Consider the following 23,168-nt stretch of genomic DNA (forward strand, 5'->3'; position numbering starts at 1 on the left):
ATGGAGACCGATAGAGCGAAGATCCGCCTGGTCCGAACCGGAACCCACGCTGAAATGCTTCAGCGTGAGCCGGATGCCACCGGCGTCCCCGATCCTTACTCGCCTTGGGCCGGTCCCCGCGCGGTTCCGCGCAACGCTCTCGAACGACTCAACTCCGTGCGGCTGCTGTCGCTCGATGCGCATGGCCGCGTGCTCGACTGGATGAACTGGCAGGAAGCCAGTTGCCTGTACGTGCGCGGCGCGGTCGCCTGGACCTTGGGCGATCCCTGCCTGGAAGTGCACGGCGGCACCAATCGCCTGACCGGCGAACGCAGCGTGCTCGAACTGCATCCGATCGTCGCCGCGCGCGGCCACGCCCGCCCGAGCGCGCTCGACCCGACTCCGGCCCTGACCAACGCCGCGCTGTTCGCGCGCGACAGCCACCTGTGCATGTACTGCGGCCACGACTTCCATCGCCCGCACTTGACCCGGGACCACGTGGTCCCGGTGTCCAAGGGCGGTCGCGACATCTGGGAGAACGTGGTCGCGGCCTGCTTCCAGTGCAACTCGCGCAAGGGCAACCGCACCCCGCAGCAGGCCAGCATGCCGCTGCTCGCGGTGCCGTATCGCCCGAGTTGGGTCGAGCATCTGATCCTGTCCAACCGCAATATCCTGGCCGACCAGATGACTTTCCTGAAAAACCAACTGCCGAAGAACGCCCGCCTGAATGCATGAAGGCGTGAAGCCCGTCGCAGTATTGAGGCGATAGCCCCGGCCCGGGTGCCGAATAAGGGTCATAAACGACGTATAGCGCGCGTTGACGACAATCCAGTCGTCCCGGACACTCGTCGCAATCGATTTCACGGACACCTCACAGATGCCTTTGACCCTCGGTCTGACCGGCATGGACCCGGCGACGGAGTCCGCCTTGCAGACGGCCTTCAAGGTCGCCAATGCCCAACTCGGCGGTCACTGGACTCTGCTGCCCGAACAACAGGCCCACTTCGTCGTCGTCGACATGGACAGCATGTACGGCCCGATGAGTTGGCTGCGCCTGCACGCGACCGGCAAGTCGGTGATCGCCCTGACCGCGGCCCAGCGCACCCAGGCCGATTTCCTGCTGTCGCATCCCTTCACCAGCGATTCGATCTCCAAGCTGCTCGGCGAGATCGCCTTGCAGTCCGGCCAGGCCCTGCCGACGCCCGCTCCGGCCCCCGCACCGGCGACGGTCGAGATCCCGAAGCAGCCGCTGACCGACCCGACTGCGGCCCTGCCCGATGTCGTCGTCGAACTGCTGCAGACCGACCGCGCCCAGGCCAATGCGGCGGCGGCCAAGGCGGCGGTGCAGCAAGCCGCGCCCGCGCCGGCCGCAGCAATCGTTGCGGCACCTGCGCCTGTTGCGCCCGTCTCCACTCCCGCTCCTGATCCGGCCCCGACCCCGGCCCCGACATCCCCCCCGGTGGCCAGCGCAACGACCATCGCCGCGGCCGCTACACCCGCGGCCACGGTGATGCCGACCGGCCCGGCCATCACCGCTCGCGGCGACGGCTTGCTCGACTGGCTGGTGCCCGGCCGCCTGCGCGGTCTGTTGCGCGTGGTCCAGGGCAACGAGCGCCTGTTGATCGACGCCGATCAGCGCAAGTACCACGGCCCGGCCGCACTCAAGCCGCTGGCCGACTGGTTCGATCGCGGTTTCGCCGCCTCCGATTTCGAAGTCGTGCCGGCCGCGCAGTGGGAAGCCGCCGCGGCCGAACTCGGCGCCTCGATGCCGCTGACGCGCCTGGTGTGGTTCGGCAACCTGCTCGCCGGCCAGGGTCGCCTCGCCCCGGGCTACGACCCGCAGCGCCGCTACCGCATGACCAAGTGGCCGCAGACCGAGCGCGAATATCCCAAGCACTTCCGCATCGCCACGGTGATGATGAAGGCGCTCGCGACCGTCGCCGAGATCGCCGAAGCCAGCGGCGTCACCGAAGCCGAGGTCGCCGATTTCATCAACGCCAGCCTCGCCACCGGTTTCGCCGAGCCCGAGGGCGACCCGACCCCGGTCGAGCCGTCGAAGTCGAGCGGCGGCCTGTTCGGGCGTTTGCGCGGCCGCTGAACCGCGCCTGCGGCGATCCGCCGCGGCCTCCGGTTTTTCCCGGGCACGGCGCCTTGCCGTGCCGGGCTGTCTGAACATGAAGCGGTCGGACTTCTTGCTCGCCTCACGCGGGGGCGGGACAATGACCGACTAGCTGAAGACAGATGGTCGTAATGATCGATTCGCAGCGCTACCCCCGTCTTTCCCGTATTCAGGTCCCCGCCGACCTGCGCCGGTTCCCCGAAGAGGAGCTCCCGGCGATCGCCGAGGAACTGCGCGCCTACCTGATCGAACAAGTCGCGTTGGTGGGCGGCCATTTCGGCGCCGGGCTCGGCGTGATCGAGCTCACCGTGGCCTTGCACTGGCTGTACGAAACCCCGGTCGACCGACTGGTGTGGGACGTCGGTCACCAGTGCTACCCGCACAAGATCCTCACCGGCCGTCGCGATGAGATCCACACCGTCAAGCAGAAGGATGGCGTGGCGCCGTTTCCGAAGCGTGACGAATCCGACTACGACACCTTCGGCGTCGGCCACAGTTCGACTTCGATCTCGGCCGCGCTCGGCATGGCGCTCGCGCTGCAGCACGCCGGCGACGAGCGCAAGGTCGTGGCGGTGATCGGCGACGGTGCGATGACCGCCGGCATGGCTTTCGAGGCGCTCGCCCACGCCGGCGGCCTGGAGGACCCCGAGCCGAACATGCTGGTGATCCTCAACGACAACCAGATGTCGATCTCCGAAAACGTCGGCGGCGTCACCAAGATGCTCGGCCGCCTCACCAGCAGCCGCACCCTCAACGCGATCCGCGAAGGCGGCAAGAAGCTGCTCGGCGACAAGCGCAAGCCGGCGGCGAAGTTCGTGCGCCGCTGGGAAGAGCACTGGAAGGGCATGTTCGTGCCCTCGACCTTCTTCGAGGAAGTCGGCTTCCACTACACCGGCCCGATCGACGGCCACGACCTGCCCGCGCTGCTGCACGCGATGAAGACGCTCAAGGGCCTCAAGGGCCCGCAGCTGCTCCACATCATCACCACCAAGGGCAAGGGCTACGAACTCGCCGAGGACGACCAGATCGGCTATCACGCGGTCGGCCCGTTCGATCCCGAAAAGGGCCTGATCAGCAAGCCCGGCGCCAAGAAGCCGAGCTACACCGATATTTTCAGCGAGTGGCTGTGCGATATGGCCGCCGCCGACGAACGCCTGCTCGGCATCACTCCGGCAATGCGCGAAGGCTCCGGCCTGGTGCGCTTCAGCAAGGAATACCCGAAGCGTTACTTCGACGTCGCCATCGCCGAACAGCACGCGGTGACGCTGGCCGCCGGCATGGCCTGCGAAGGCGCCAAACCGGTGGTGGCGATCTACTCCACCTTCCTGCAGCGCGGCTACGACCAGCTCGTGCACGACGTCGCCATCCAGAACCTCGACGTGCTGTTCGCGATCGATCGCGGCGGCGTGGTCGGGCCGGACGGTGCGACCCACGCCGGCAACCTCGACCTGTCCTACCTGCGCTGCGTACCGAACATGGTGGTGATGGCGCCGGCGGACGAAGACGAGTGCCGCAAGATGCTCAGCACCGGCCATCGCTACGAAGGCCCGGCGGCGGTGCGTTATCCGCGCGGCACCGGCCCCGGCGTGGCGATCCAGCCGACCCTCGACACCTTGCCGATCGGCAAGGCCGAGCTGCGCCGCAACGGCTCGCACATCGCCCTGCTCGCGTTCGGCGCGATCGTGCCGGCGGCCGAACAGGTCGCCGCCGAACTCGGCCTGACCGTGGTCAACATGCGCTTCGTCAAGCCGCTCGACCGCGCACTGATCCTGGAACTGGCCCAGACCCACGAAGGCTTCGTCACCCTCGAGGACAACGTCGTCGCCGGCGGCGCCGGCAGCGGCGTGGCCGAGTTGCTCGCGGCCGAGGGCATCGTCCTGCCGATCTTGCACCTGGGTCTGCCCGACGAGTTCCAGCACCACGCCAGCCGCGAGCAACTGCTCGCCGAAGCCGGCCTCGATGCCGCGTCGATCCGCGCCTCGGTCCTGCGCCGTTGGCCGCAGGTCACCGCCGCGCCGGTCCAAACGGCGATCGGGTGATCGACCGGATGCAGGTTGCGTCGGGGCATATCGCAACGCGCCTGCTGCTGGGGAGCTGCATCTTGGCATGCAGCTTTTCGGCCATGGCCGCCGTTTCGGACTACGACCACCTGATTGCGCGCGTATCCCATTCCTGCGATGCGCCTTTCGAGCTGCAGATTACCCTGACCAATCCGGGCAAGTCCGAAGTCAACTTGCTGAGAATGAGTCTGCCTTGGCATGAAGAACATCGCCACCTTCGTATCGAGGGATACGAAACGCCGAGAGGACGTCCCGCCATACCGTTGAAGGAGTTCGCGGCCATTGCGGATCGATACGGGGCGGTGCCCATTCCTGCCGGAAAATCGATTTCGGGGCGCCTCGACCTGCGACGCAGTTTCATGCACGAAGACACGACGGAGCTCGGCAAAGCACCGACGCTTTTCAAGATCGATTTTCCGAAGCCGAGGCGCTACCCAGGCACACCTCGTTTGAAAGATCGTGTTTACAACGTCGTCGTAAACGGACCTTCGTTCGAACTCTATGTTCCGAAGCAAGATTGGTACGGCGCCCCCTGCCCTGTCTTTACCGTCGTGACGCCAGCTCCGACGGAGTCGCTGGTGACTCGCCCTACCCCATCCACACCGGCATCAGCACCAGCGCGCTGACCACGGTGGCGATCGCGACCCGGGTGCTCGCGCGCGGCGCGAGCGTCATCAACAAGGTCCAGGCCAGCGCCGACAGCATCAGCGCAGCGCACCAGAACACCGGCCCTTGCGACCAGCCCCAGCCTTCGACGAACAGGGCGAAATCGAGCACGAGCAGAAGCCAACCGGCCGCGCGCAGCCAACGACCGCGGCGCGGGTCGAATGCGCGCGCGAACAACTGCCGGTGATGTTTCTCCAGTCCAAGACTGAGCAGACACCAGGCCGCGATACCGAGACTGAAACCCAACCACAGCATGCGCCGCTCCTCAGTGATCGGCCACGGCCGTTTCGTCGACCGCGGCATCGCGGTGCGCCGCGCGGCCGCGACGCGCCGGCGCCGGCAGACCCGCCTTGGCGAACGCATGCCGCGCGAGCCAAGCGAAACCGACGCACAAGGCCAGCGCGGTCAGATCGACGCCGGCCAGGGCCCAGTCGCCGCGCGCGATCGTCGCGAACAGATGGCTTTGCGGCGCCGTCGCCAGGTTGACCAGCGGAATCGACCCGCAGGCGACAGCGTTGAGAGCAAAGAAGTGGCCCCAGCCGCGCGTACGCACTGCCGGGATCGCGGCGTACAGCGAGGCCAGGATCCACACCGCGCAGAACACGCCGATTTCCCAGCTCGCACGTTCCGGAGTAGCTGCCGGTATCAGGCGGTTCGCGATCAGCATCGCCGAGCTCGCCAGCGGCATGCCTCCGACGACGCCGAGATTCAACGCTTGCACCAGGCCGTAACCCGACCAGGCGCCGGCCTCGGCGACTTTCTTCGCGCGCTTGTTGACCCAGACCTGCATGCCGCTGGCGATCATCACGCAGCCGGCCAGGCCGAGCACGAAGTACAGCCAGCGCAAGGCGCTGCCGCCCCACTGCGCCATGTGCAGGCCGCCGAGGAAGGTATAGGTCTTGTAGCCGGCCTTGAACGCGCCCGACTCGTGCAGCAGCTTGCCGTCGTTGGCGTCGTAGAACACCTGATCGAAATTCCACGCCACCGCGCGGCTGTGGTCGCCGCCGAAGGAAATGGTCGCGCTGGTGTCGTCCGGGTGGTGCACGCTGACCCAGGAGATCGGTTGGCCCAGGCGCTCGCGCGCGTCGGCGATCAGCTTGTCGATCGGATAGATCGACTTCAGCGGCTGGTGCGTTTCCGGGCGCTCGTAGCTGTCGCTGGCTTCGACGTAGAACTTCTCGACATCGCCGTCGTAGGCGGCGAGCAGTCCGGCCGGCATGTAGTTGGCGACGAAGATCGCCACGCCGGTGTAGGCGATCATCAGGTGGAACGGCAGGCCGAGCACGCCGGTCAGGTTGTGGCCGTCGAGCCAGGCGCGTTGTCCGCCGCTGTTGGGGCGGAAGGTGAAGAAGTCCTTGAAGATCCGCTTGTGGATCACGATGCCGGTCAGGATCGCGATCAGCATGAACATGCCGGCGATGCCGACGATGTACATGCCCCAGGTTTCCGAGTGCAGGTTGTAGTGCAGGGTGAAGAAGAATTCGCCGCCGGCGGTTTCCGGTATGACCTGGCCGGTGCTGGTGTCGATGTTGATCGCATCGTGCGGGCCGGCGTCGTAGTACACCGCCGACTGCAGGGCCGGGCTACGCTCGCTGGGCAGGGTCACGTAATAGGCGTGCGGGTGCGGCTTGGCGATGCGCTGCAGGCCTTCGACCGTCTTGCCCAGGTCGATGTTCTCGACCGGGGTCTTGCCGTGCAGCGCCGGCTGCATCCAATGGGTGAGCTCTTTGTCGAAACAAGCGATGGTGCCGCCGACGAAGATCACGAACAGCAACCAGCCGATCACCAGTCCGGCCCAGGTGTGCAACCAGGCCATCGCCTGCGAGAAAGTCTTTTTCATGCGCGCGGGCTCACGGTCGGGCACCGAGTTCGGGGAACAGCGCGGCGATGCCGTACAGGGCGATCGCCCACAGCGCCGGCGCCCAGCACGCGCGCCAGGGCGTGCGCGCGGCGAAGGCGTACATGGCGACGCCGCACCAGACGAAGAAACACAGCAGGCTGGCGGTGACCACCCGGTCGTTGCGGCCTAGCGGCAACACCAGGGTCAGGAAGGCGGTCGAGGCATAGGCCACGGCGTAGCCGATCACCACGGCGGCGAACGCGCGCACCGCGACTTCGCCGCGATAACGCCACGACAAGGTCGGGCGCGGCTTGCGAATGGGCGCGGAGGCCGCGCGAGCGAGGGTCTGGGTCATTGTCATACGCGGATCATGGCCTGGCCGCTCCATGCGGCACTCCGGCCGGATGGATTGCGTAGCGTGCTCGAAGCGTGCTCGTAACGGGGCGAGCCGCCAGTCTAATTGGCAATAGTTCTCATTTGCAAACCGGGCCGGATCGCGTCTCGAGCCGCCCATGCCGCCCGCCAATCGGTCGCTCGGCCTTGCCGGGCCGGCGCAGTCGCGCGCCGCTGCCCAGCCCAATACGATTCCAATACAACTCCGACACAACTCGCCCCACAGTCCGACCCCGGGACCGGCTACGATCCCGGCTTCCGCTGAGTCCCATCCCCCGCTCAGGAGCGTCACGGATGCGTCGTGCCCTTTTTGCCGTACTGCTGTTGGCTTTGTTGCAACCCGCCGCCCTCGCCCAGCAAGCCGCGCCGCCGGCCGGCGACATACGCGATCTCGACACCCTGGTGGTCACCGGCGAACAGCCCGGACCCGGCATGTGGAAGGTCGTGCGCGGCGGCCACGTGCTGTGGATCCTCGGCACGTTGAGCCCACTGCCGAAAGACATGACCTGGTTGTCGCGCGACGTCGAGGCGGCGATCGCAGAGTCGGAGGAGATCATCGCCCCGCCCTCGGTCAACTTCGGCACCGAGCTCGGCATGCTGCGCACGATGATGCTGATCCCGAGCGCGCTCAAGGCGCGCAAGAATCCCGACGGCAAGACCTTGCGGGAAATCGTCCCGGCCGACCTTTACGCGCGCTGGTTGACGCTCAAGGCGCGCTACATCGGCCGCGACGGCGGCGTCGAGAAATGGCGGCCGATCTTCGCCGCGCAGGAACTCTACGAAGCGGCGATCGGCCAGTCCGGGATGACCCTCAAGGGCGTGGTCCAGCCGGTGGTCGAGAAGACCGCGAAGCAACATAACGTGCCGATCGTCGAAGCCCGGGTCACGGTCAAGATCGAAGATCCGAAGGCCGCGCTCAAGGAGTTCTCGGCCAGCGCGCTCGACGACCGCGAGTGTTTCGCCAAGACCTTGTCGCGCATCGAGGGCGACCTGGAGTCGATGCGCGCACGCGGCAACGCCTGGGCAGTCGGCGACATCGCCAGCCTGCGCACCCTGCCGCAGGGCGATCAATACCGCACCTGCCTGGAAGCCCTGGCCACCACCGGCGTCGCCAAGCGTCTGGGTTTCGGCGATCTGCGCGAGCGCGTCACCGCGACCTGGCTCGAACGCGCGCAAGACTCGCTGGCGAAGAACCGCAGCACCTTCGCGACCTTGCCGGTGTCGGACCTGCTCGAACGCGGCGGCCTGCTCGACCGCCTGCGCGAACAGGGCTATACCGTCGAAGACCCCTGAGCGGCGGCGTCGCGCCGCGTGGCGTTCAATCGCGCAGGCGGCGCACCCGGCCGCGGTGGCCGTCGACTTCGATCCGCTCGCCATCGCTCAGCTCGCCCAGGATGCCGGGCAAATTCGCCACCGCCGGAATACCGAACTCGCGCGCGACGATGGCGCCGTGGGACAGATAGCCGCCGGTCTCCATCACCAGCGCGCCGGCCCTGAGGAACAGCGGCGTCCACGCCGGGTCGGTGCTCGGCGCGATCAATACATCGCCGGTCTCGAGCGCGGCCGCCTCGCGCGGGTCGCGCACGATGCGCGCCCGCCCATGCGCGCGCCCGGCGCCGATCGGCGTGCCCGACCAGAACGTCCCGTGCGCATCCTGCGTCGCGGTCGCCGCGCTCGCCGCAGCGACGGCGGCGAGTTCGCCGTGTTCGATCACCACCTCGGGTTCGGCCGTCGCCGCCCAGTGCAGGCGCATCGCACGACGCTCGTCGGCGCGGGCTTTGGCATGACGCAGGCCGAGCCGGCCTTCGGCAACGGCACACAGCTCCTCGGCGGTCAGATCGAAGACTTCATCGGCCTGGGCGAAGCCGCCGTCGCCGGACAAGCGTTCGCCCAGCTTCATCGCGAGACGACGTATCGCCTCGAAGTACGCCATCAAGGCGCTGCGCGCGGCCTCGCGCTGGTTGCAATCGACGATGGCGCTGCGCAACAGGTGGCGGATCAGCGGCCGCAGCCAGGCCGGTGTGCACGCGCTCAAGCGCTGCCAGGCCTGCGCCGAAATCTCGCGCTGGCGCTGACGCAAGGCCTGCGCATCGCGTCCGACCAGGGACGACACCACATCGAGCAGATAGGCCGGTTGCTCGCGCCAACGCGGCTGGCGCAGATAACTCTCGGCCACCGCGCGGTGGCCGTAGCGTTCGAGAAAGCCGGCAAATTCGCGACGGAATGCGCTGCTCTGCGGCAACTGCGCCGACCACTGCGCACTGTCGCGACCGGCGCCGCGCAGCCACGCCAATGCGGCTTCGTCCCCCGCCGCGACCTGCGCCAGCGCGATCAGGTCGTAGCCTTGTTGCGCGGTCACGCTCGCCTCGCCGCCGGCCATCAACGCCGCCGTCAGCGCCTGTCCCTCGCCGGGACAACGTTTGTCGACCAGGTCGACGAGGGTGGTCAAGGTGCCGCCCGCCGAACCTTGCAGGAAGAACAATTCGTCCGATGCGCGCACTTGCGCGACCCGCTGGCGCAATAGCGCGGCGAGCCCGCGATTGCCCTGCGACAATTCCTGTTCGCGCCAGGCCCTCGCCTGTTCGCGCGCACGGGCCAGATCCGCCGCCGCGCGGCGGCGTTTCTTCAGCGAGCGCCGCATGAAGCGCAACAAACGTCCGCCGCGTTGCGCACGTGCGCGCCAGGACGGCGCCGGCACCGCGATCGTCCCCTGGCTGCCGCCGAGCAAGGCGTTGATCGCCGCCGGCGCGATGCCGTAAGCGTCATGCCCCTCCCATTGGATCAACGACGCCTCCAGATAGACCCGGCCGTGATGCAGGCTGGCGTGGGCGACGCCGGGCAATACCCGATAGCCGCCGAGTTCGTAACCGAGCGTCAGCATGCGGTCCGCGGCGATCGCGTACAGCGACCAGTCCATCGCCGACAGCGGCTCGGGCAGGATTTCCTTGGTGTTGCCGCGCGTCCACAGGCTCGGTTGTTGCGACAGCGCCGGATAGGTATGGCGCGCGCTCGCCGTGACCGGTCGTGCCTGCACGATCCAGAAACGTTCGCCGTCCCAGACCCATTCGACATCGAAGCGCGGCCGGGCGAAATCGAGCGCAACCGCGGCGTCGCGCGCGAGCGCGGCGATCTCCACCGCGCCCGCCGGGGTCAGCACCGCGCGTTGCGCCAACTCGCGCGGGGTCTCGGACAATTCCGTGCCGCCGTCGGCGCGTTCGCGCGACTGTTGGCGCTTGGCGCCGACGCGTTGCTCGATCAGCTCCAGGCCGTCGTCGATGCGCCGCACTTGCAGGCGGTACTCGTCGACGTCGGCATGGCCGCCGACCAGGGCTTCGCCGAGCCCCCAATGCGCATTGATCAGCACACGGTCGTCGCGGCCGGACAGCGGGTCGCAGGTGAACACCACGCCGGAAGCGACCGCCGGCAACAGCGGCATGATCACCACCGCCATCGCCGTGTCGTCGGCCGCGAAGCCGAAACGTTCGCGATAAGCGACCGCCGCGGGCTCGCGCGCCGAATCCCACACCGAGACGATCGCGGCGGCGAGCGCCTGCGCACCCCGGACGTTGAGGCAGGAACGATGCAGGCCGGCGAACGAAGCGCGCGCCGAATCCTCCTGCGGCGCCGACGAACGCACCGCAAGCGGACGTTCGCTCCAACCGCGGGTGTGCAATTCATCGAGGATGCGTGCCAGCAGCTCCGGCGGCACCGAGCCGTCGGCGGCCCGTTCGCGGCTGGCCGTGGCGGCGATCACCAGCCCGTCCGGCACCGGCAATCCCAGCTTCGCCATCCGGCCGAGTTGCCAAGCCTTGCCGCCGGCCTGCGCAGGCCCGGCCTCGGCCGCGGCCGGCCAGTCCAGCAACGAGGCGCTCATCGCGGCTTCCGCGAGCCGACCGGGCGGCTCGCGCCATGCACGAAGACATCGACGATCGCGGCGAATTCGTTTTCCAGATCGCCGTCCGCGCTAGCCAGCCAGCGCATCAGCGCGGCGAGATGCAGATGCTGCAACAAGCTCGCCAGATGCGCCGGCGACAGGTCGTCGCGCAGTTCGCCGCTGCCCTGCCCGGCGGCGATCAAGGCCTCGAACAAACGCTCCATGCCGCTGCGTTCGCCATCGTCGTCGCGCGCACGCGCCGCGGCGTCGACCTGCCGGAAACGGAAGCGCAGGTAGTGCGGCAGATACGCGCGTCGCCCCTGGTACCACTGCGCCGAGGCCTCCAGCCAGCGCGACAGGCCCGAAACGAAGCCGGCGGGCTCGCCGAGGCTGGCGCCCCGCCCCTTCATGGCGCCCATGGCCGAGGCCAGCTCGCCATGGAACTGATGCGCCAGCAAGGCCTCCTTGACCGGAAAGTGGTTGTAGAGCGTGCCCTTCGCCACGTCGGCGGCCTCGGCGATCTGCTCCATCGTCACCGCCTCGAAGCCACGCGCCTCGAACAACCCGAACGCGGTCGCGGCGAGATGGTCGAGCGTCTGGTTGCGCTTGCGCTCGCGGCGGCCGGCCTCGGGGGCCGGCTGGGGCTGGGGCTGGGGCTGGGGCTGGGGCTGGGGCTGGGGCTGGGGCTTGGACTGCGATCTGGGAACCGGCATGAGCTTTTGCCTTGGTGGACCAAGATCAATTTTATACATCGTTCAATTTTAGTGGCAAGTGCTTTGCGCCCTCCCCGCCGATCCCACCCGCCCCCAGGCCGCCGACAGCGAACGCCTCGCTCAGGAGCGCGAGCGCATATCGTCCAGCACTGGCACCAGAGCCAAGGTCATCAACAGGACAGCGAGCGGGATCGTGGCGCTGAAACCGATCCGGCTGAACCCGACCGCCCCGATCACGCCGCCGACGAAGAACGCGGCGACCAGAATGGCCAGGGTCCTGAGCTTGCGAGGATTCGCCGTCACTCGAGGGACGCTTTCGCTGTCCGGGGTGCGGTTCCAATACAGGAACTTGCCCAGCTCGATGCCGAGGTCGGTGATCATGCCGGTGACGTGGGTCGTGCGGATTTCCGCGCGCGACAACTTGGTGATCATGGCGTTCTGCAGGCCCATGATGAAACACAGCACCATCACCGTGACCGACACGAACAACAATTGCCGTCCTTGCAGGTTGCCGCCCAACAGACCGAACGCAAGCAAGAGGCCGGCCTCGATCAACAACGGCAGGGCGAACTCGCTGTGCAGCCGACGGCGGCGTCCCCAATTGATCAGGATCGCCGAACAAGCGGCGCCGGCGACGAAAGACAGCAACGCGCCAAGACCGTCGAGCACCAGGCCCAGACTGCCGAGCGCGAGGTCGTCGGCCATCGCCGACAAAATGCCGGACATGTGCGAGGTGTATTGCTTCACCGCGAGGAAACCGCCGGCGTTGACCGCGCCGGCAACGAAGGCGAGGTAGTACGCGAGGTGACGGTCGGCGCCCGGGAGGCGCTCCTTGGCGGTCAGGTTACGGAGATAAGCGATAGGCATTCGGCCCTCTGCACAACCGCGCCGGCGAATCGCGACGGCCTGCATTATCGCTTGCGCGCGGCGCGGCGGCGCGCAAGCGTAGCTAGCCGGCCGCCTGGTACTCGTCCGGCAGTTGCGCCGCCAGCGCATGGCGGGCGTAGCTCGCCGCACCGAGCAAGCCCGCATGCGGGTGGGTGACCGCCAGCACCGGCACGGCCGCCATGACCGGCGAGAAGCGTCCCTTGTGCTCGAAGCGTTGGCGGAACCCGGAGCATTGCAACGAGTGCAGCATCTTCGGCACCAGCCCTCCAGCCAGGAACACGCCGTCCCAGGCGCCCAAGGTCAGCACCAGGTCGCCGGCGACGGCGCCGAACGCCGCACAGAAGATGTCGATTGCGCGCAGACAACGCGCATCGCCCTCGGCCGCCATCGCGGTGATGTCGCACGGCTGCAGCCGACCGGGATCGGTCTGGGCGATCTGGCTCAAGGCGCGATGGATGTTGACCAGGCCCGGGCCCGAGATCAGTCTTTCGTTCGACACCCGGCCGAACTCCTTCGACAGGTATTTGAGGATCTGGATTTCCTCCGGCGTTCCCGGCGCGAAGCTGATGTGGCCGCCTTCGGTCTCGAGCGGGTGACAGCATCCGTCGCGGACGATCAACCCGCCCACGCCGAGCCCGGTGCCCGGCCCGAGCACGGCGTAGTTGCGCGCCTGTCGCAGGTCGTCGGGCTGCCAATCGGCGCCGCCGATGCTGACCGCGTCGTCGGGCTGGTACAGTCCGATCGCCATCGCCTGCGCGGTGAAATCGTTGATCAACGACAAACGCTCGAAGTTCAGCATCGCCCGGGTGCGTTCGGTGGAAATCACCCAGGGATGGTTGGTGATGCGCGCCTCCTGCCCGGCGACGCGGCCGGCGACCGCGAACACGCCGCTACCGGCGCTCGCCTCGACTTGCGCCAGATAGTGCTGGGCCGCATGGCCGAGCGAAGGGAAATCGACGACCGCGTACTCACGCACGCTGTCGAGCCGGACCGCCGTCGACCGGTCCGCATCGCACAGCGCGAAGCGCGCATTGGTTCCGCCGACATCGGCCAGCAGGATATTCATGGCCATCAGCGTCCGTCGACCGGAGTGAAACGGATGGCCTGCCCGCCGCCCGGCGCCAAGCGGATCGACAGCACCTCGCCCCGACGCACGTCCCTGCTCTCGCGCGCGAACGAAAAGCGCTCGTCCTTCCAGTGGGCATCGGCGCCGTCGCGGTAGATCTCGGCGCGATAGGTCTTGCCGGCATCGAGGAAATCGAGCGGCACCTTCAAGGTGCGTGCGTTCTCGTCGGAAATGCTGCCGAGAAACCAGTCGTCGCCGCCGCGCTGCTTGCGCGCCACGGTCGCGTAATCGCCGACTTCGCCGTTGAGCACACGCGTATCCGACCAATCCACCGCCACGTCCTTGATGAACTGGAACGCGTCCGGATAGCGCTCGTAGTGCTCGGGCAGGTCCGGCACCATCTGAATCGGGCTGTACAGCACGACGTACAGCGCCAGTTGCTTGGCCAGGGTGCTCTGAATCGGCATGCCCTTGGCGCCGCTCAGGCTGAGGATGCCCGGGGTGAAATCCATCGGCCCGGCGAGCAAGCGGGTGAACACCAGATTGGCCTCGTGCTCGGGGGGATTCGGCGGCTTGCCCCAGGCGTTGTACTCCATGCCGCGCGCGCCCTCGTTGGAAATCCAGTTCGGGTAAGTCCTGCGCAGGCCGGTGCTCTTGATCGGTTCGTGCGCGTTGATCGCGATATGGTGCTTGGCCGCTTCCGATACGACCTTCAGATGATGGCGCGCCATGTCCTGGCCTTCGTGCCAGGCGCGACGCAGCTTGCCGTCGGCGCCGCGGAGCTGGATATCGCCGGCATCGGCTACATAGCCGGTCTTGACCGCGTTCACGCCCATACGCTGATACAAGGCCAGTGCCGCATCCAATTGCGATTCGTAACGGGCGACGTTGCCGGCGGTTTCATGATGGCCGATCAACTGCACGCCCTTGGACTTCGCGTACGCGCTGAGCTTGGGCAGATCGAAGTCGGGGTAGGAACGGGTGAAATCGAACTCGCCGCCGTCGCCGAACCAGTGCCCGTCCCAGCCCAGGTTCCAACCTTCCACCAGCACGCCCTTGAAGCCGTTCTTCGCGGCGAAATCGATATGGCGAATCACGTTCTCGTTGGTCGCGCCATGCCGCGGCCCGGAGGACCAGGTCTTGCTGTCCAGATGCATCTCCCACCAGACCCCGGCGTACTTCATCGGCTTGAACCAGGACACGTCGCCAAGCTTGTTCGGCTCGTTGAGGTTGAGGATCAGACTCGACATCGCCAGGCCACTGGCATCGTCGGCCACTTGGACCGTACGCCACGGCGTATGGAACGGGGCCAGGCGAACGACCTTGCCCACGCCCTCGCCCGGTGTCAGCACGCTTTTGAGCCGGCGGCCGTCCACCCGCACCAGGTTCATGCCCGAGTAGTCGACCAGGGCCGCCTCGTGGATCGAGACATGGGTCCCGTCGGCCAACTTCGCCGTGACCGGGGTCTGGGCGAAGCCGATCGCCTCGATGGGCGTGCGGTGATACAGGTACTCCTCGCGATTCCATTCGCCCGCCGGGATCCACCAGGCCGTGCCTTCATGGGCCAGATTGAACTCGGTCAGCTCTTCCTCGATCACGACCGGCTCCGGCCCCTGCTCGGGGAACTCGTAACGGAACCCGAGGCCGTCCTCGTACAGGCGGAAGACCACATCGAACCTGCGTTTCGCCCCCAGGGTCTCGCCGATCGCCACGCGCAGTTCGTTGTAGCGGTTGCGCACGAACTGGCGCTCGCCCCAGGGCTGCTCCCAGGTGTCGTCGTGCGGACTCGTGCTTTTACTCACGAAGGCGAGGTTGCGCTCCAGACGCCCGTTGCCGAGCAACATGCCCAGACGCGAGTCGGCGATCAACGCGACTCCTTTGCGGTCGACGCGATAACTGAGTTTGCCCTCGTCTTCGACGACGACACTGACCCGCAGACTGCCGTCGGGCGATTGCGCCTCGGCGACGGTCGCTGCGCGCGCGGGCTCGAAAGGCGCCAGGAACAGTGCCCACAGCGACAGCGCTGCCGCCATCGCGCAGCGCTGCCGCCGGAATGAAACGAACATGGTTTTCATCGGGGAAAGACTCCGTTCGACGGTCAAAAGGCCACTCGCACGCCCAGCTCGAAACGCCGCGCATAGGGCTCGTAGAAGGTGGTGAAGCGCTTGTCCATCGCGTAGGTATGCTCTTCTTCCTCGGTAATGTTGTAGATCTGCAGAAAGGCGGTGACCGCATCATTGAACTGATAGCTGCCGCTGAAGTCCAGGAAGCCCGAGGCGGCGGTGGTCGCCGGGGTGTTGACCGGCCCGCACACCGAGCAGGCGACGTACTTGTCGCGGTACGAGTACGACAGCCGCGCCGCTATCGGCCCCTTCTCGTAGATGGCCTGCAGGTTGAGGGTGTTCCTCGACACGCCGTCGAGCGTGGTGGTCTTGCGCGCGCCGTTGATCGTCACCTCGGCCTTGCTGTCGACGTAGGTGTAGTTGATCTGCCCGCCGAAACCGCTGGGAAACATGTATTGGTAGGCCGCTTCCAGGCCCTTGAGCTTGGCCGTGTCGCCGTTGAGCGGCGCGGTCACCTGGAAGGTCTGGCCCAGGATCGTCTCCGGGAACAGGCCGGAGGTGATGAAGCCGTCGATGTTCTTGTAGAACGCCGCGACCGAAGCCGCCGCGCCCTCGTCGCCGTACCACTCCAACGAGAGGTCGAAAGCATCGGAGCGGATCGCTTCCAGCGTCGGGTTGCCGTTGCGGGTCACCCGCGGCGGATAGCTGCTGATCTCGTAGTTCACGTCGACGCCGAGTTGCAGGAAGGTCGGCCGGGTGATGGCACGGGAGGCGGCGGCGCGCAGTTGCAGGCGGTCGTTGAAACGATAAGTGAAATTGGCCGACGGCAGCCAGTCGTCGTAGTTGTGGTCGACGTCCACCGGGTGCACGTCCGAGAAGGTCGGCGTGTAGTTGGTGCTGTTCGGGATCGGCATCAAGGCCAGCAGCTCCTGAGTATGCCCCTTCGAGACCAGGTCGGTGCGCACATAACGCACGCCGACGTTGCCGTCCCAACGCTCGCCGCTGAAATTGGCCTGCAGATAGGCGCCGTACTGATCTTCTTCGATCAGCGACGACGAACGCTGCTGCAAGCGCGGGGCGATGGTTGCGTTGAAGTAATCCTGCCCGCGCAGTTTGATCGCCGCCGCGAACAAGGCGTTCGCGTCCAGGGCCGGCCAGCGGTTGCGGCCGCCGACCAGGCCGGCGCGGTATCCGCCGTCCGGGAACGGTACGACGGCGTCGATGCCGGCTTCGCCGAGGGTATCGCCGAAGCCGCAATAACCGCAGCCGCTCGGCGAGGCGTAGTACTGCTTGTCCTTCTGCCGGCTCGAGTAGAACAAGCCGCCTTCCAACACCACCATCACATCACCGAAGTAAGTGGTGTAGTCCAGATCCACGCGCGTCGAGAACGCCTCGTCGCGGGTCGACTCGCCCTTCGGCTCCATGAAGTGCAGGCCGATTTCGTCGTTGCTGACGTCCAGGCAGCTGCGCCCGTCCGGCAGTACGCAAGTCACGCTCGGCACCGGGCTGGTCGCCTCGTAGTGATAGCGTCCGCCATTGACGCCGGCAACGGTGAAATAGCTCTTGCCGCTGTTCGGGCGGTCCGCGACCGAATAGGCCAGATCGAACACGGCGGTCAGCTTGTCGGTCGCATGGAAGCGGGTGTTCCAGCCCACCTGGTACAGGTCGACCTTGCGCTCCTTGCTGTCGGTGCCGATCTCCAGCGGGGTGTTGTCGAGATCGAAGGAAGTGATCAGATAGCGATTAACGCCGCCGCCGTTCCACGGCGCCAGGGTCGCATTGGCGAAGCGTCCCCAACCGTCGTTGCTGTAGAAATTGACGTTGTAGGAGTAACTGGTCTCGGGCGTGTCGTAGCGCGAATAGAACGCATCGACGGTGCTCTTCAGGCGATCGTTCGGCTCCCAGGTCAGCCCGCCGACCCAGCTCAGGCGCTCGCGGTCGCCGGTCTTGACTTGATAGGAAACGATGCCCGGGAACGCGCCGCGTCCGTCGACCCGATCGTTGCGCACGCCGTCGCCGTTGGAGTCGGTGGTCTCGGTGCTGCGCGCGAAACTCTCGAACGTGTCCGAGCGCCACTTGCGCTTGTAGTAGTACAGCCCGCCGAAGACGCCGACGGTATTGTCCTTGAAGGTGTCGCTGGCGACGAAACCCAGGCGCGGGGTCGTATCCGACGAGGCCTCGTCGTACAGACCGCTGAACGAGCCGTTGAAGTGCAGTCCCGGCCGCGACATCGGATCGAAAGTCGACAGCTCGACCAGTCCGCCGATGCTGCCTTCGATCTGCGATGCGGTCGGCGACTTGTAGACCGTCACCCGGCTCAAGGCTTCCGCAGGCATCACGTCGAAACTGAAATCGCGACCGGCGTTGTCGGTGGCGAGGACGCGGCCGTTGAAAGTGGTCAGGTTGAACTGGCTGTTCAAGCCGCGGATCGAAACGAAACGGCCTTCGCCGCCGGAGGTGCGGATGATCTGCACGCCGGTCACGCGTTGCAGCGCATCGGCGATGTTGGCGTCGGGAAACTTGCCGACGTCTTCGGCGCTGATCGTGTCGCTGATGGATTTTTCTTCCTTCTTGCGATCGGACGAACGCTCCAGGCTGCCGCGAATACCGACCACTTCGATCCGGTCCAGGTCGGTGACGTCCGGAACCGCGGTCGGTTCGGTCGCGTTGCCGGCGGCGGTTTCGACCGGCGAGTTCTGGGCGTGCGCCCGCTGGCTCATGGATGCGATGCCCAACAGGCAGGCTGCGGCCAAAGCCGCCAACTTCGGTGTCTCGCTCATCGGTGTTGCCTCCCGCCGCCGATATGACAGCGCTGTCATATCGGACACTAGTGCAGGAAATTTGTGTGATGCAATCGCCGAAAGCCAGTGTGCTGTTTCATCACAAAACACCTGAAAACTAAGCACATTCCTGACCTTGATGCGCCGATCGACGAGAACCCATGAAATTGCATTCGCAACGGTCGAGACTGGCCAAGATCGATCCGCGCTTGGGCAGCCGCACCGCGTTGCAGAAACCTCGCCTGCCCCTTGGTTTCTTCCTCCGAATCAAACGTTTGCACTCCAGCCATGGTCCGGCTGGTAATTCGCGCGAGCGTCGAGTTGGGGCCGGGCACCAGCGGCGGATGCGGGTGCACTCGCGGTTGCATCCGCTGCTACGACGGCCAGAGGCTGTCGGACAAAGGACGGCCGCGCCCGCCGGCAGGCGGCCGCGAATTGCTGCAAGTGCACAACCAGCTTGCGCGGACACACACTTTTGACGCCGCCGACGGCCGCGCGAATGCGACCGTCGGACGCATCGGCGCCGGCGGCGCGGCGGTGTGCGGCCGGCCCGTTGCATCGATCGTCGGCGCCGTACAGCACAGTCGCGGGACTGCGACCGCTGCCGCCGAACCGCCGCGCTGCCCTACCCGCTGCGGAGATTCCGCCCTTGAATCACTCAGACGATGCCGCGCCAGGGGACGAGAAATTGCGACAGGAAGACATCGCCCAGGAGGCCGGCGTTTCGATCTCGGCGGTGTCGCGCGCCTTGAATGGCGGCGCGCGCGTGAATGGCGAAACTCGCCCGATGATCATCGGCCTGGCCGAGCCTGCCCGGTATGCCGCGCCCGGCCGTCGGCGCGCTCGACCGGCGCGATGCGCACGCCGGCACGCCACGGCCTGCGCATTCCCGAAGACGGGGCCGTGGTCGGTTACGACGATGTCGAGATCTCCGCCTCGCTCACGACCACCCGCCAAGACCCGGTTAAGGCCGGCCGCCTATTGTTCGCGAAAGCGCTGTTGGCCCACGAGGGACACGAACCCACCTCGGAGCGCCTGCCGACCGAACTGATCGTGCGCGAATCCTGCGGCGCGTAGCGACGCCAGGCTCGATGCATTTCGCGAAACGCAGGGATACGCCGGCCAGGTATCGTCCGCGGGTTCGGTCTTGAGTCTGGGAAAGGCCTTCGCCCTAAGCGCCGATGGACATCGGCAGCGTCCATTCCGTTGGAATGGATGACGGCCTGCCCCGGGTGGGGCAACCGGTCATACGAATCTAGTGGTCGGGACGGCCGGATTTGAACCGACGACCCTCTGCCCCCCAGGCAGATGCGCTACCAGGCTGCGCTACGCCCCGACGTGTTGCTAGATCCGCTGCATGTAAAACCCGTCCTCGCGAACGGGCGGCAAGTATAGCCGTTGCCGCCGGCAATGGGGAATCGGGAGTGGAGAATCGGTGGACCGCGGTACTGCGTCCGATCCCCCACTCCCGATGCCCGAATCCCGGCGCTCCTTCAGCGGCGCAGCAGTTGCAGGACTTCTTCCAGCTCCATGCGCACTTGCTTGACGATCTGCGAGCTCAGCGCCGATTCGTCCTTCGCCGAGTCGCCTTCCAGGCGCAGGCGCGCGCCGCCGATCGTATAGCCCTGCTCGTACAGCAGGCCGCGGATCTGGCGCACCATCAGCACCTCGTGGCGCTGATAGTAGCGGCGGTTGCCGCGGCGCTTGACCGGATTGAGCGTGGGAAACTCGGTCTCCCAGTAACGCAGCACGTGCGGCTTGACGTCGCACAGCTCGCTGACCTCACCGATGGTGAAGTAGCGCTTCGCCGGGATCGGCGGAAGTTCTCGGTTGCTGCCCGGGTCAAGCATGCTCGCCTCCGCTGTACGCTTCGACGCGTTCCTTCAGTTTCTGGCCCGGACGGAAGGTCACCACCGTACGCGCCGAAATCGGGATCTCCTCGCCGGTCTTCGGGTTGCGACCGGGCCGCTGGTTCTTGCGGCGCAGATCGAAATTACCGAACCCCGACAGCTTGACCTGCCGTCCCTGCTCCAGAGCCTCGCGCAACGCATCGAAGAATGCGTCGACGAACTCCTTGGCCTCGCGCTTGTTCAGCCCGACTTCGTCGAACAACCGCTCCGCCATTTCCGCTTTCGTTAGTGCCATTTTGTCCTCTGCGCGACGCCCGGGCTGGGACCGGGGCCGCAATCGCCACACGCCTCGCGAGTACTCACGTGCGCAACCGGGCGCCGTGTTCGCGTTCCACCGCCGCCGTCACTTCGGCCACGACCGCGTCCACATCCCGATCGGTCAGGGTGCGCGATTCATCCTGCAGAATCAAGCCCATAGCGAGACTCTTGAATCCGGTTTCCACGCCCTTGCCCTGGTAGCGGTCGAACAGGACCAGCTCGCGCAGACTGGGGCCGGCGGCGGCCTGAACGGTGGCCTGGATGGCCGACCACGCCACCGATTCGGCGACGATGAAGGCCCGATCGCGGCGCACCGAGGGGTATTTGGACAGCGCCGCGGCCCTGGGGATGGCGCGCTCGACCAGCGGCGCCAGGTCCAGCTCGAAAGCGACCACGTCCTGATCGAGGTCCAACGCCTTGAGCAGGCGCGGGTGCAGCTGGCCGATCCAGCCCAGGCGGCGCTGGGTGCTGCCGTCGACCCGGTAGACATCGGCCGAGCGGCCCGGGTGGGCCCAGGGCTGTTGCGACGGACGGTATTCCAGACGTGCACCGGCGGCGGCGGCCAGGCTGTCGAGGTCGCCGCGCAGGTCGTGGAAACCGGCCGGACGCGCGCTGGCGCCCCATTGTTCGGCCTGGACGTCGCCGCACACGGCCGCGGCGATGCGCTGGGTTTCCAGCGGCGAGGCGGCCGGGTTGGCCCGGAACACGTTGCCGAGCTCGAACAGGCGCACGCGCGACTGCTGGCGCGAGGCGTTACGGGCCAGGGCCGCGACCAGCCCCGGCAACAGCAGGGTGCGCATCACGCCGAGTTCGGCGCTGAGCGGGTTGGCCAGCGGCACCGCGCCCTCGCCGGCCTGCCACAGCCCCAGCCAGGCGGCATCGACGAAGGCGTAGTTGACCGCTTCCAGATAATCGCGCGCGGCCAACTGGCGGCGCACGGTGGCGGCGTCGACTCGGGTCTCGCTCGGGGCGACCAGGCGCGCGGAACCCGCCGGCAAGGTGGTCGGGATCCGGTCGTAACCGTGGATGCGGGCGATTTCCTCGATCAGGTCTTCCTCGATCGCGATATCGAAGCGTCGGCTCGGCGGGGTCACCCGCCAGCCGTCGTCGCTGGCTTCGACGGTCAGGCCGAGCGCACCGAGGATGCGCTCGACTTCGCTGCCGGCCACGGTCAGGCCCAGCACACGCGCCAGGCGCGCGCGTCGCAGCCTGACCGGTTGCGGGTGCGGCAAATGCTCCGGCAGCGCCGACTCGCTCAGCGGCCCCGGGGTGCCGCCGGCGATGTCGAGGATCAAACGGGTCGCGTATTCGATGGCGATGCGCGGCAGCTCGGGATCGACGCCGCGCTCGAAACGGTGACCGGCGTCGGTGTGCAGGCCGAGCTTGCGGCCGCGGCCGATGATCGCGGCCGGGGCGAAATGCGCCGCTTCCAGAAACACGTTGCGGGTCGCATCGGTGACCCGGCTGTCGAAGCCGCCCATGATGCCGCCGAGGGCGATCACACGCTGCGCGTCGCCGCTGCCGTCGGTGATCGCCAGGAACGACTCGTCGAGGCTCACGGTCTGGCCGTTGAGCAACTGGGTGGTCTCGCCGGCGCGGGCATGACGCACGCCGACCGGGCCCTGCAGGGTGTCGCGGTCGAAGGCGTGCATGGGCTGGCCGATTTCGAGCATCACGTATTGGGTGACGTCGACCAGCAGCGAGACCGGACGCACGCCGCTGCGGCGCAGGCGCTCGGCCATCCACACCGGGGTCGGCGTGGTCGCGTCGAGGCCTTCGATCACGCGGCCGCAATAACGCGGCACATCGGCGCCGGCGTCGAGCTCGACCTGCAGGCTCGCGGCGATGGCGGCCTGGACCGGCGCGATTTCCAGCGGACTCACCGCGCTGCTGGTGGCGGCGGCGACGTCGTAGGCGATGCCGCGCACGCTGAAGCAGTCGGCGCGGTTCGGGGTCAGCTTGATCTCGATGCTGGCATCGGGCAGCGCGAGGTACTGCGCCAGCGGCGTGCCGACCAGGGCGTCGGACGGCAGCTCCAGCAGGCCCGAAGCGTCCGGGTCGACACCGAGCTCCTTAGCCGAGCACAACATGCCGAAGGACTCGACGCCGCGCAGCTTGGCGGCCTTGATCGCCAGGCCGCCGGGCAGCGATGCGCCCACCGTGGCCAAGGGCGCGATCAGGCCGGCGCGCGCGTTCGGCGCGCCGCAGACGATCTGCACGGTGCCGTGGCCGGTATCGACCTGGCAGACCTGCAGGCGGTCGGCTTCGGGATGTTTCTCGGCGCTGACGATGCGGGCGACGACCACGCCGTCCAGCGATTCGCCCAGGGCGACGACTTCTTCGACTTCCAGGCCGATCGCGGTCAACGTCGCAGCGAGCTGCTCGCGCGTGGCGGTGGTCGGCACATGCTGGCGCAGCCAGTTTTCGGAGAATTTCATGGGATCAGGCCGTGAATCGAGAATGGGGAATCGAGAATCGGAAAGGCATTACGCGGAAGTCTGGGAGTGAAGCCGGAAACGCAGCGCCGTGGCTCCTGCGATTCCCGATTCCCCATTCCCG

17 protein-coding genes, 1 tRNA gene and 2 pseudogenes are annotated in these 23,168 nt (G+C 67.1%); 7 read left to right on the forward strand and 13 right to left on the reverse strand.

Features of this window, described 5'->3' with window-relative positions; all coding sequences use genetic code 11:
- The 4 genes from GLA29479_RS18760 to GLA29479_RS24795 all read left to right on the forward strand — a co-directional run bounded on the left by GLA29479_RS18760 (position 1) and on the right by GLA29479_RS24795 (position 4,784).
- Positions 1 to 714 carry an HNH endonuclease gene (locus tag GLA29479_RS18760; RefSeq protein ID WP_081930556.1) on the forward strand — a complete coding sequence of 238 codons (714 nt, stop codon included), beginning with the start codon at positions 1 to 3 and terminating at the stop codon, positions 712 to 714.
- A gap of 142 nt (positions 715 to 856) precedes the next feature.
- On the forward strand, positions 857 to 2,077 hold the full coding sequence (locus GLA29479_RS25445; RefSeq protein WP_057972486.1) for a hypothetical protein: 1,221 nt from the start codon (positions 857 to 859) through the stop codon (positions 2,075 to 2,077).
- Between the two features lie 152 nt (positions 2,078 to 2,229).
- Positions 2,230 to 4,137, forward strand: coding sequence for a 1-deoxy-D-xylulose-5-phosphate synthase (gene dxs, locus GLA29479_RS18770; RefSeq protein ID WP_057972487.1), 1,908 nt, complete (start codon positions 2,230 to 2,232; stop codon positions 4,135 to 4,137).
- Entirely contained in the window at positions 4,134 to 4,784 is a 651-nt protein-coding gene (locus GLA29479_RS24795; RefSeq protein WP_144436613.1) for a hypothetical protein, read from the forward strand. The genes dxs and GLA29479_RS24795 overlap by 4 nt, the downstream gene beginning before the upstream one ends.
- Here the strand turns inward: GLA29479_RS24795 and GLA29479_RS23890 are convergent.
- The 3 genes from GLA29479_RS23890 to GLA29479_RS18785 are packed head-to-tail and all read right to left on the reverse strand — an operon-like array spanning position 4,747 to position 7,025.
- The gene (locus GLA29479_RS23890) at positions 4,747 to 5,079 is read right to left on the reverse strand and encodes a DUF3325 domain-containing protein (protein WP_169795696.1); all 333 of its coding nucleotides are present in this window, start codon (positions 5,077 to 5,079) and stop codon (positions 4,747 to 4,749) included. The two genes, GLA29479_RS24795 and GLA29479_RS23890, sit on opposite strands and share 38 nt — an antisense overlap.
- Positions 5,080 to 5,089: 10 nt before the next feature.
- Entirely contained in the window at positions 5,090 to 6,664 is a 1,575-nt protein-coding gene (locus GLA29479_RS18780; protein ID WP_057972489.1) for a PepSY-associated TM helix domain-containing protein, read from the reverse strand.
- Between the two features lie 10 nt (positions 6,665 to 6,674).
- Positions 6,675 to 7,025: a hypothetical protein gene (locus GLA29479_RS18785; protein ID WP_211265003.1), complete on the reverse strand. Its 351-nt coding sequence runs from the start codon at positions 7,023 to 7,025 to the stop codon at positions 6,675 to 6,677.
- Between the two features lie 326 nt (positions 7,026 to 7,351).
- Here GLA29479_RS18785 and GLA29479_RS18790 point away from each other — a divergent pair, with 326 nt between their 5' ends.
- Entirely contained in the window at positions 7,352 to 8,350 is a 999-nt protein-coding gene (locus GLA29479_RS18790; protein ID WP_057972490.1) for a TraB/GumN family protein, read from the forward strand.
- Between the two features lie 25 nt (positions 8,351 to 8,375).
- Here the strand turns inward: GLA29479_RS18790 and GLA29479_RS18795 are convergent, their stop codons facing one another.
- The 6 genes and pseudogenes from GLA29479_RS18795 to GLA29479_RS18820 all read right to left on the reverse strand — a co-directional run bounded on the left by GLA29479_RS18795 (position 8,376) and on the right by GLA29479_RS18820 (position 18,441).
- A complete protein-coding gene (locus tag GLA29479_RS18795; protein WP_057972491.1) occupies positions 8,376 to 10,931 on the reverse strand; it encodes a PEP/pyruvate-binding domain-containing protein in 2,556 nt (851 codons plus the stop codon).
- Positions 10,928 to 11,644 carry a TetR/AcrR family transcriptional regulator gene (locus GLA29479_RS18800; protein ID WP_082638807.1) on the reverse strand — a complete coding sequence of 239 codons (717 nt, stop codon included), beginning with the start codon at positions 11,642 to 11,644 and terminating at the stop codon, positions 10,928 to 10,930. The genes GLA29479_RS18795 and GLA29479_RS18800 overlap by 4 nt, the downstream gene beginning before the upstream one ends.
- A 126-nt stretch (positions 11,645 to 11,770) precedes the next feature.
- Positions 11,771 to 12,511: pseudogene (locus GLA29479_RS18805) on the reverse strand (YoaK family protein); the annotation flags it as partial.
- Positions 12,512 to 12,593: 82 nt separating this feature from the next.
- On the reverse strand, positions 12,594 to 13,604 hold the full coding sequence (gene glk, locus GLA29479_RS18810) for a glucokinase (protein ID WP_057972493.1): 1,011 nt from the start codon (positions 13,602 to 13,604) through the stop codon (positions 12,594 to 12,596).
- A complete protein-coding gene (locus GLA29479_RS18815) occupies positions 13,604 to 15,664 on the reverse strand; it encodes a glycoside hydrolase family 97 protein (RefSeq protein ID WP_057973269.1) in 2,061 nt (686 codons plus the stop codon). The genes glk and GLA29479_RS18815 overlap by 1 nt, the downstream gene beginning before the upstream one ends.
- Before the next feature lie 32 nt (positions 15,665 to 15,696).
- A complete protein-coding gene (locus tag GLA29479_RS18820; protein ID WP_057972494.1) occupies positions 15,697 to 18,441 on the reverse strand; it encodes a TonB-dependent receptor in 2,745 nt (914 codons plus the stop codon).
- Between the two features lie 499 nt (positions 18,442 to 18,940).
- On the opposite strand from GLA29479_RS18820, the pseudogene GLA29479_RS26160 reads away from it, so the two are divergent.
- Together GLA29479_RS26160 and GLA29479_RS26165 are read left to right on the forward strand one after the other, a co-directional pair.
- Positions 18,941 to 19,225: pseudogene (locus GLA29479_RS26160) on the forward strand (LacI family DNA-binding transcriptional regulator); the annotation flags it as partial.
- Positions 19,129 to 19,518, forward strand: coding sequence for a substrate-binding domain-containing protein (locus GLA29479_RS26165; RefSeq protein ID WP_425599988.1), 390 nt, complete (start codon positions 19,129 to 19,131; stop codon positions 19,516 to 19,518). The pseudogene GLA29479_RS26160 and the gene GLA29479_RS26165, both read left to right, overlap by 97 nt.
- A gap of 182 nt (positions 19,519 to 19,700) precedes the next feature.
- On the opposite strand, the gene GLA29479_RS18830 is transcribed toward GLA29479_RS26165, so the two are convergent.
- From GLA29479_RS18830 to pheT, 4 genes are all read right to left on the reverse strand, one after another.
- Positions 19,701 to 19,777, reverse strand: a tRNA-Pro gene (locus GLA29479_RS18830).
- Positions 19,778 to 19,934: 157 nt separating this feature from the next.
- Entirely contained in the window at positions 19,935 to 20,291 is a 357-nt protein-coding gene (locus GLA29479_RS18835) for a MerR family transcriptional regulator (RefSeq protein WP_031370382.1), read from the reverse strand.
- Positions 20,284 to 20,586, reverse strand: a complete 303-nt coding sequence (locus GLA29479_RS18840) for an integration host factor subunit alpha (RefSeq protein ID WP_031370383.1) — start codon at positions 20,584 to 20,586, stop codon at positions 20,284 to 20,286. Before GLA29479_RS18840 ends, GLA29479_RS18835 begins: the two co-directional genes overlap by 8 nt.
- A gap of 64 nt (positions 20,587 to 20,650) precedes the next feature.
- On the reverse strand, positions 20,651 to 23,047 hold the full coding sequence (pheT, locus tag GLA29479_RS18845; protein ID WP_057972496.1) for a phenylalanine--tRNA ligase subunit beta: 2,397 nt from the start codon (positions 23,045 to 23,047) through the stop codon (positions 20,651 to 20,653).
- Between the last annotated feature and the right edge of the window lie 121 nt (positions 23,048 to 23,168).

The organism is Lysobacter antibioticus (assembly GCF_001442535.1).
Classification (GTDB): Bacteria; Pseudomonadota; Gammaproteobacteria; order Xanthomonadales; family Xanthomonadaceae; genus Lysobacter; species Lysobacter antibioticus.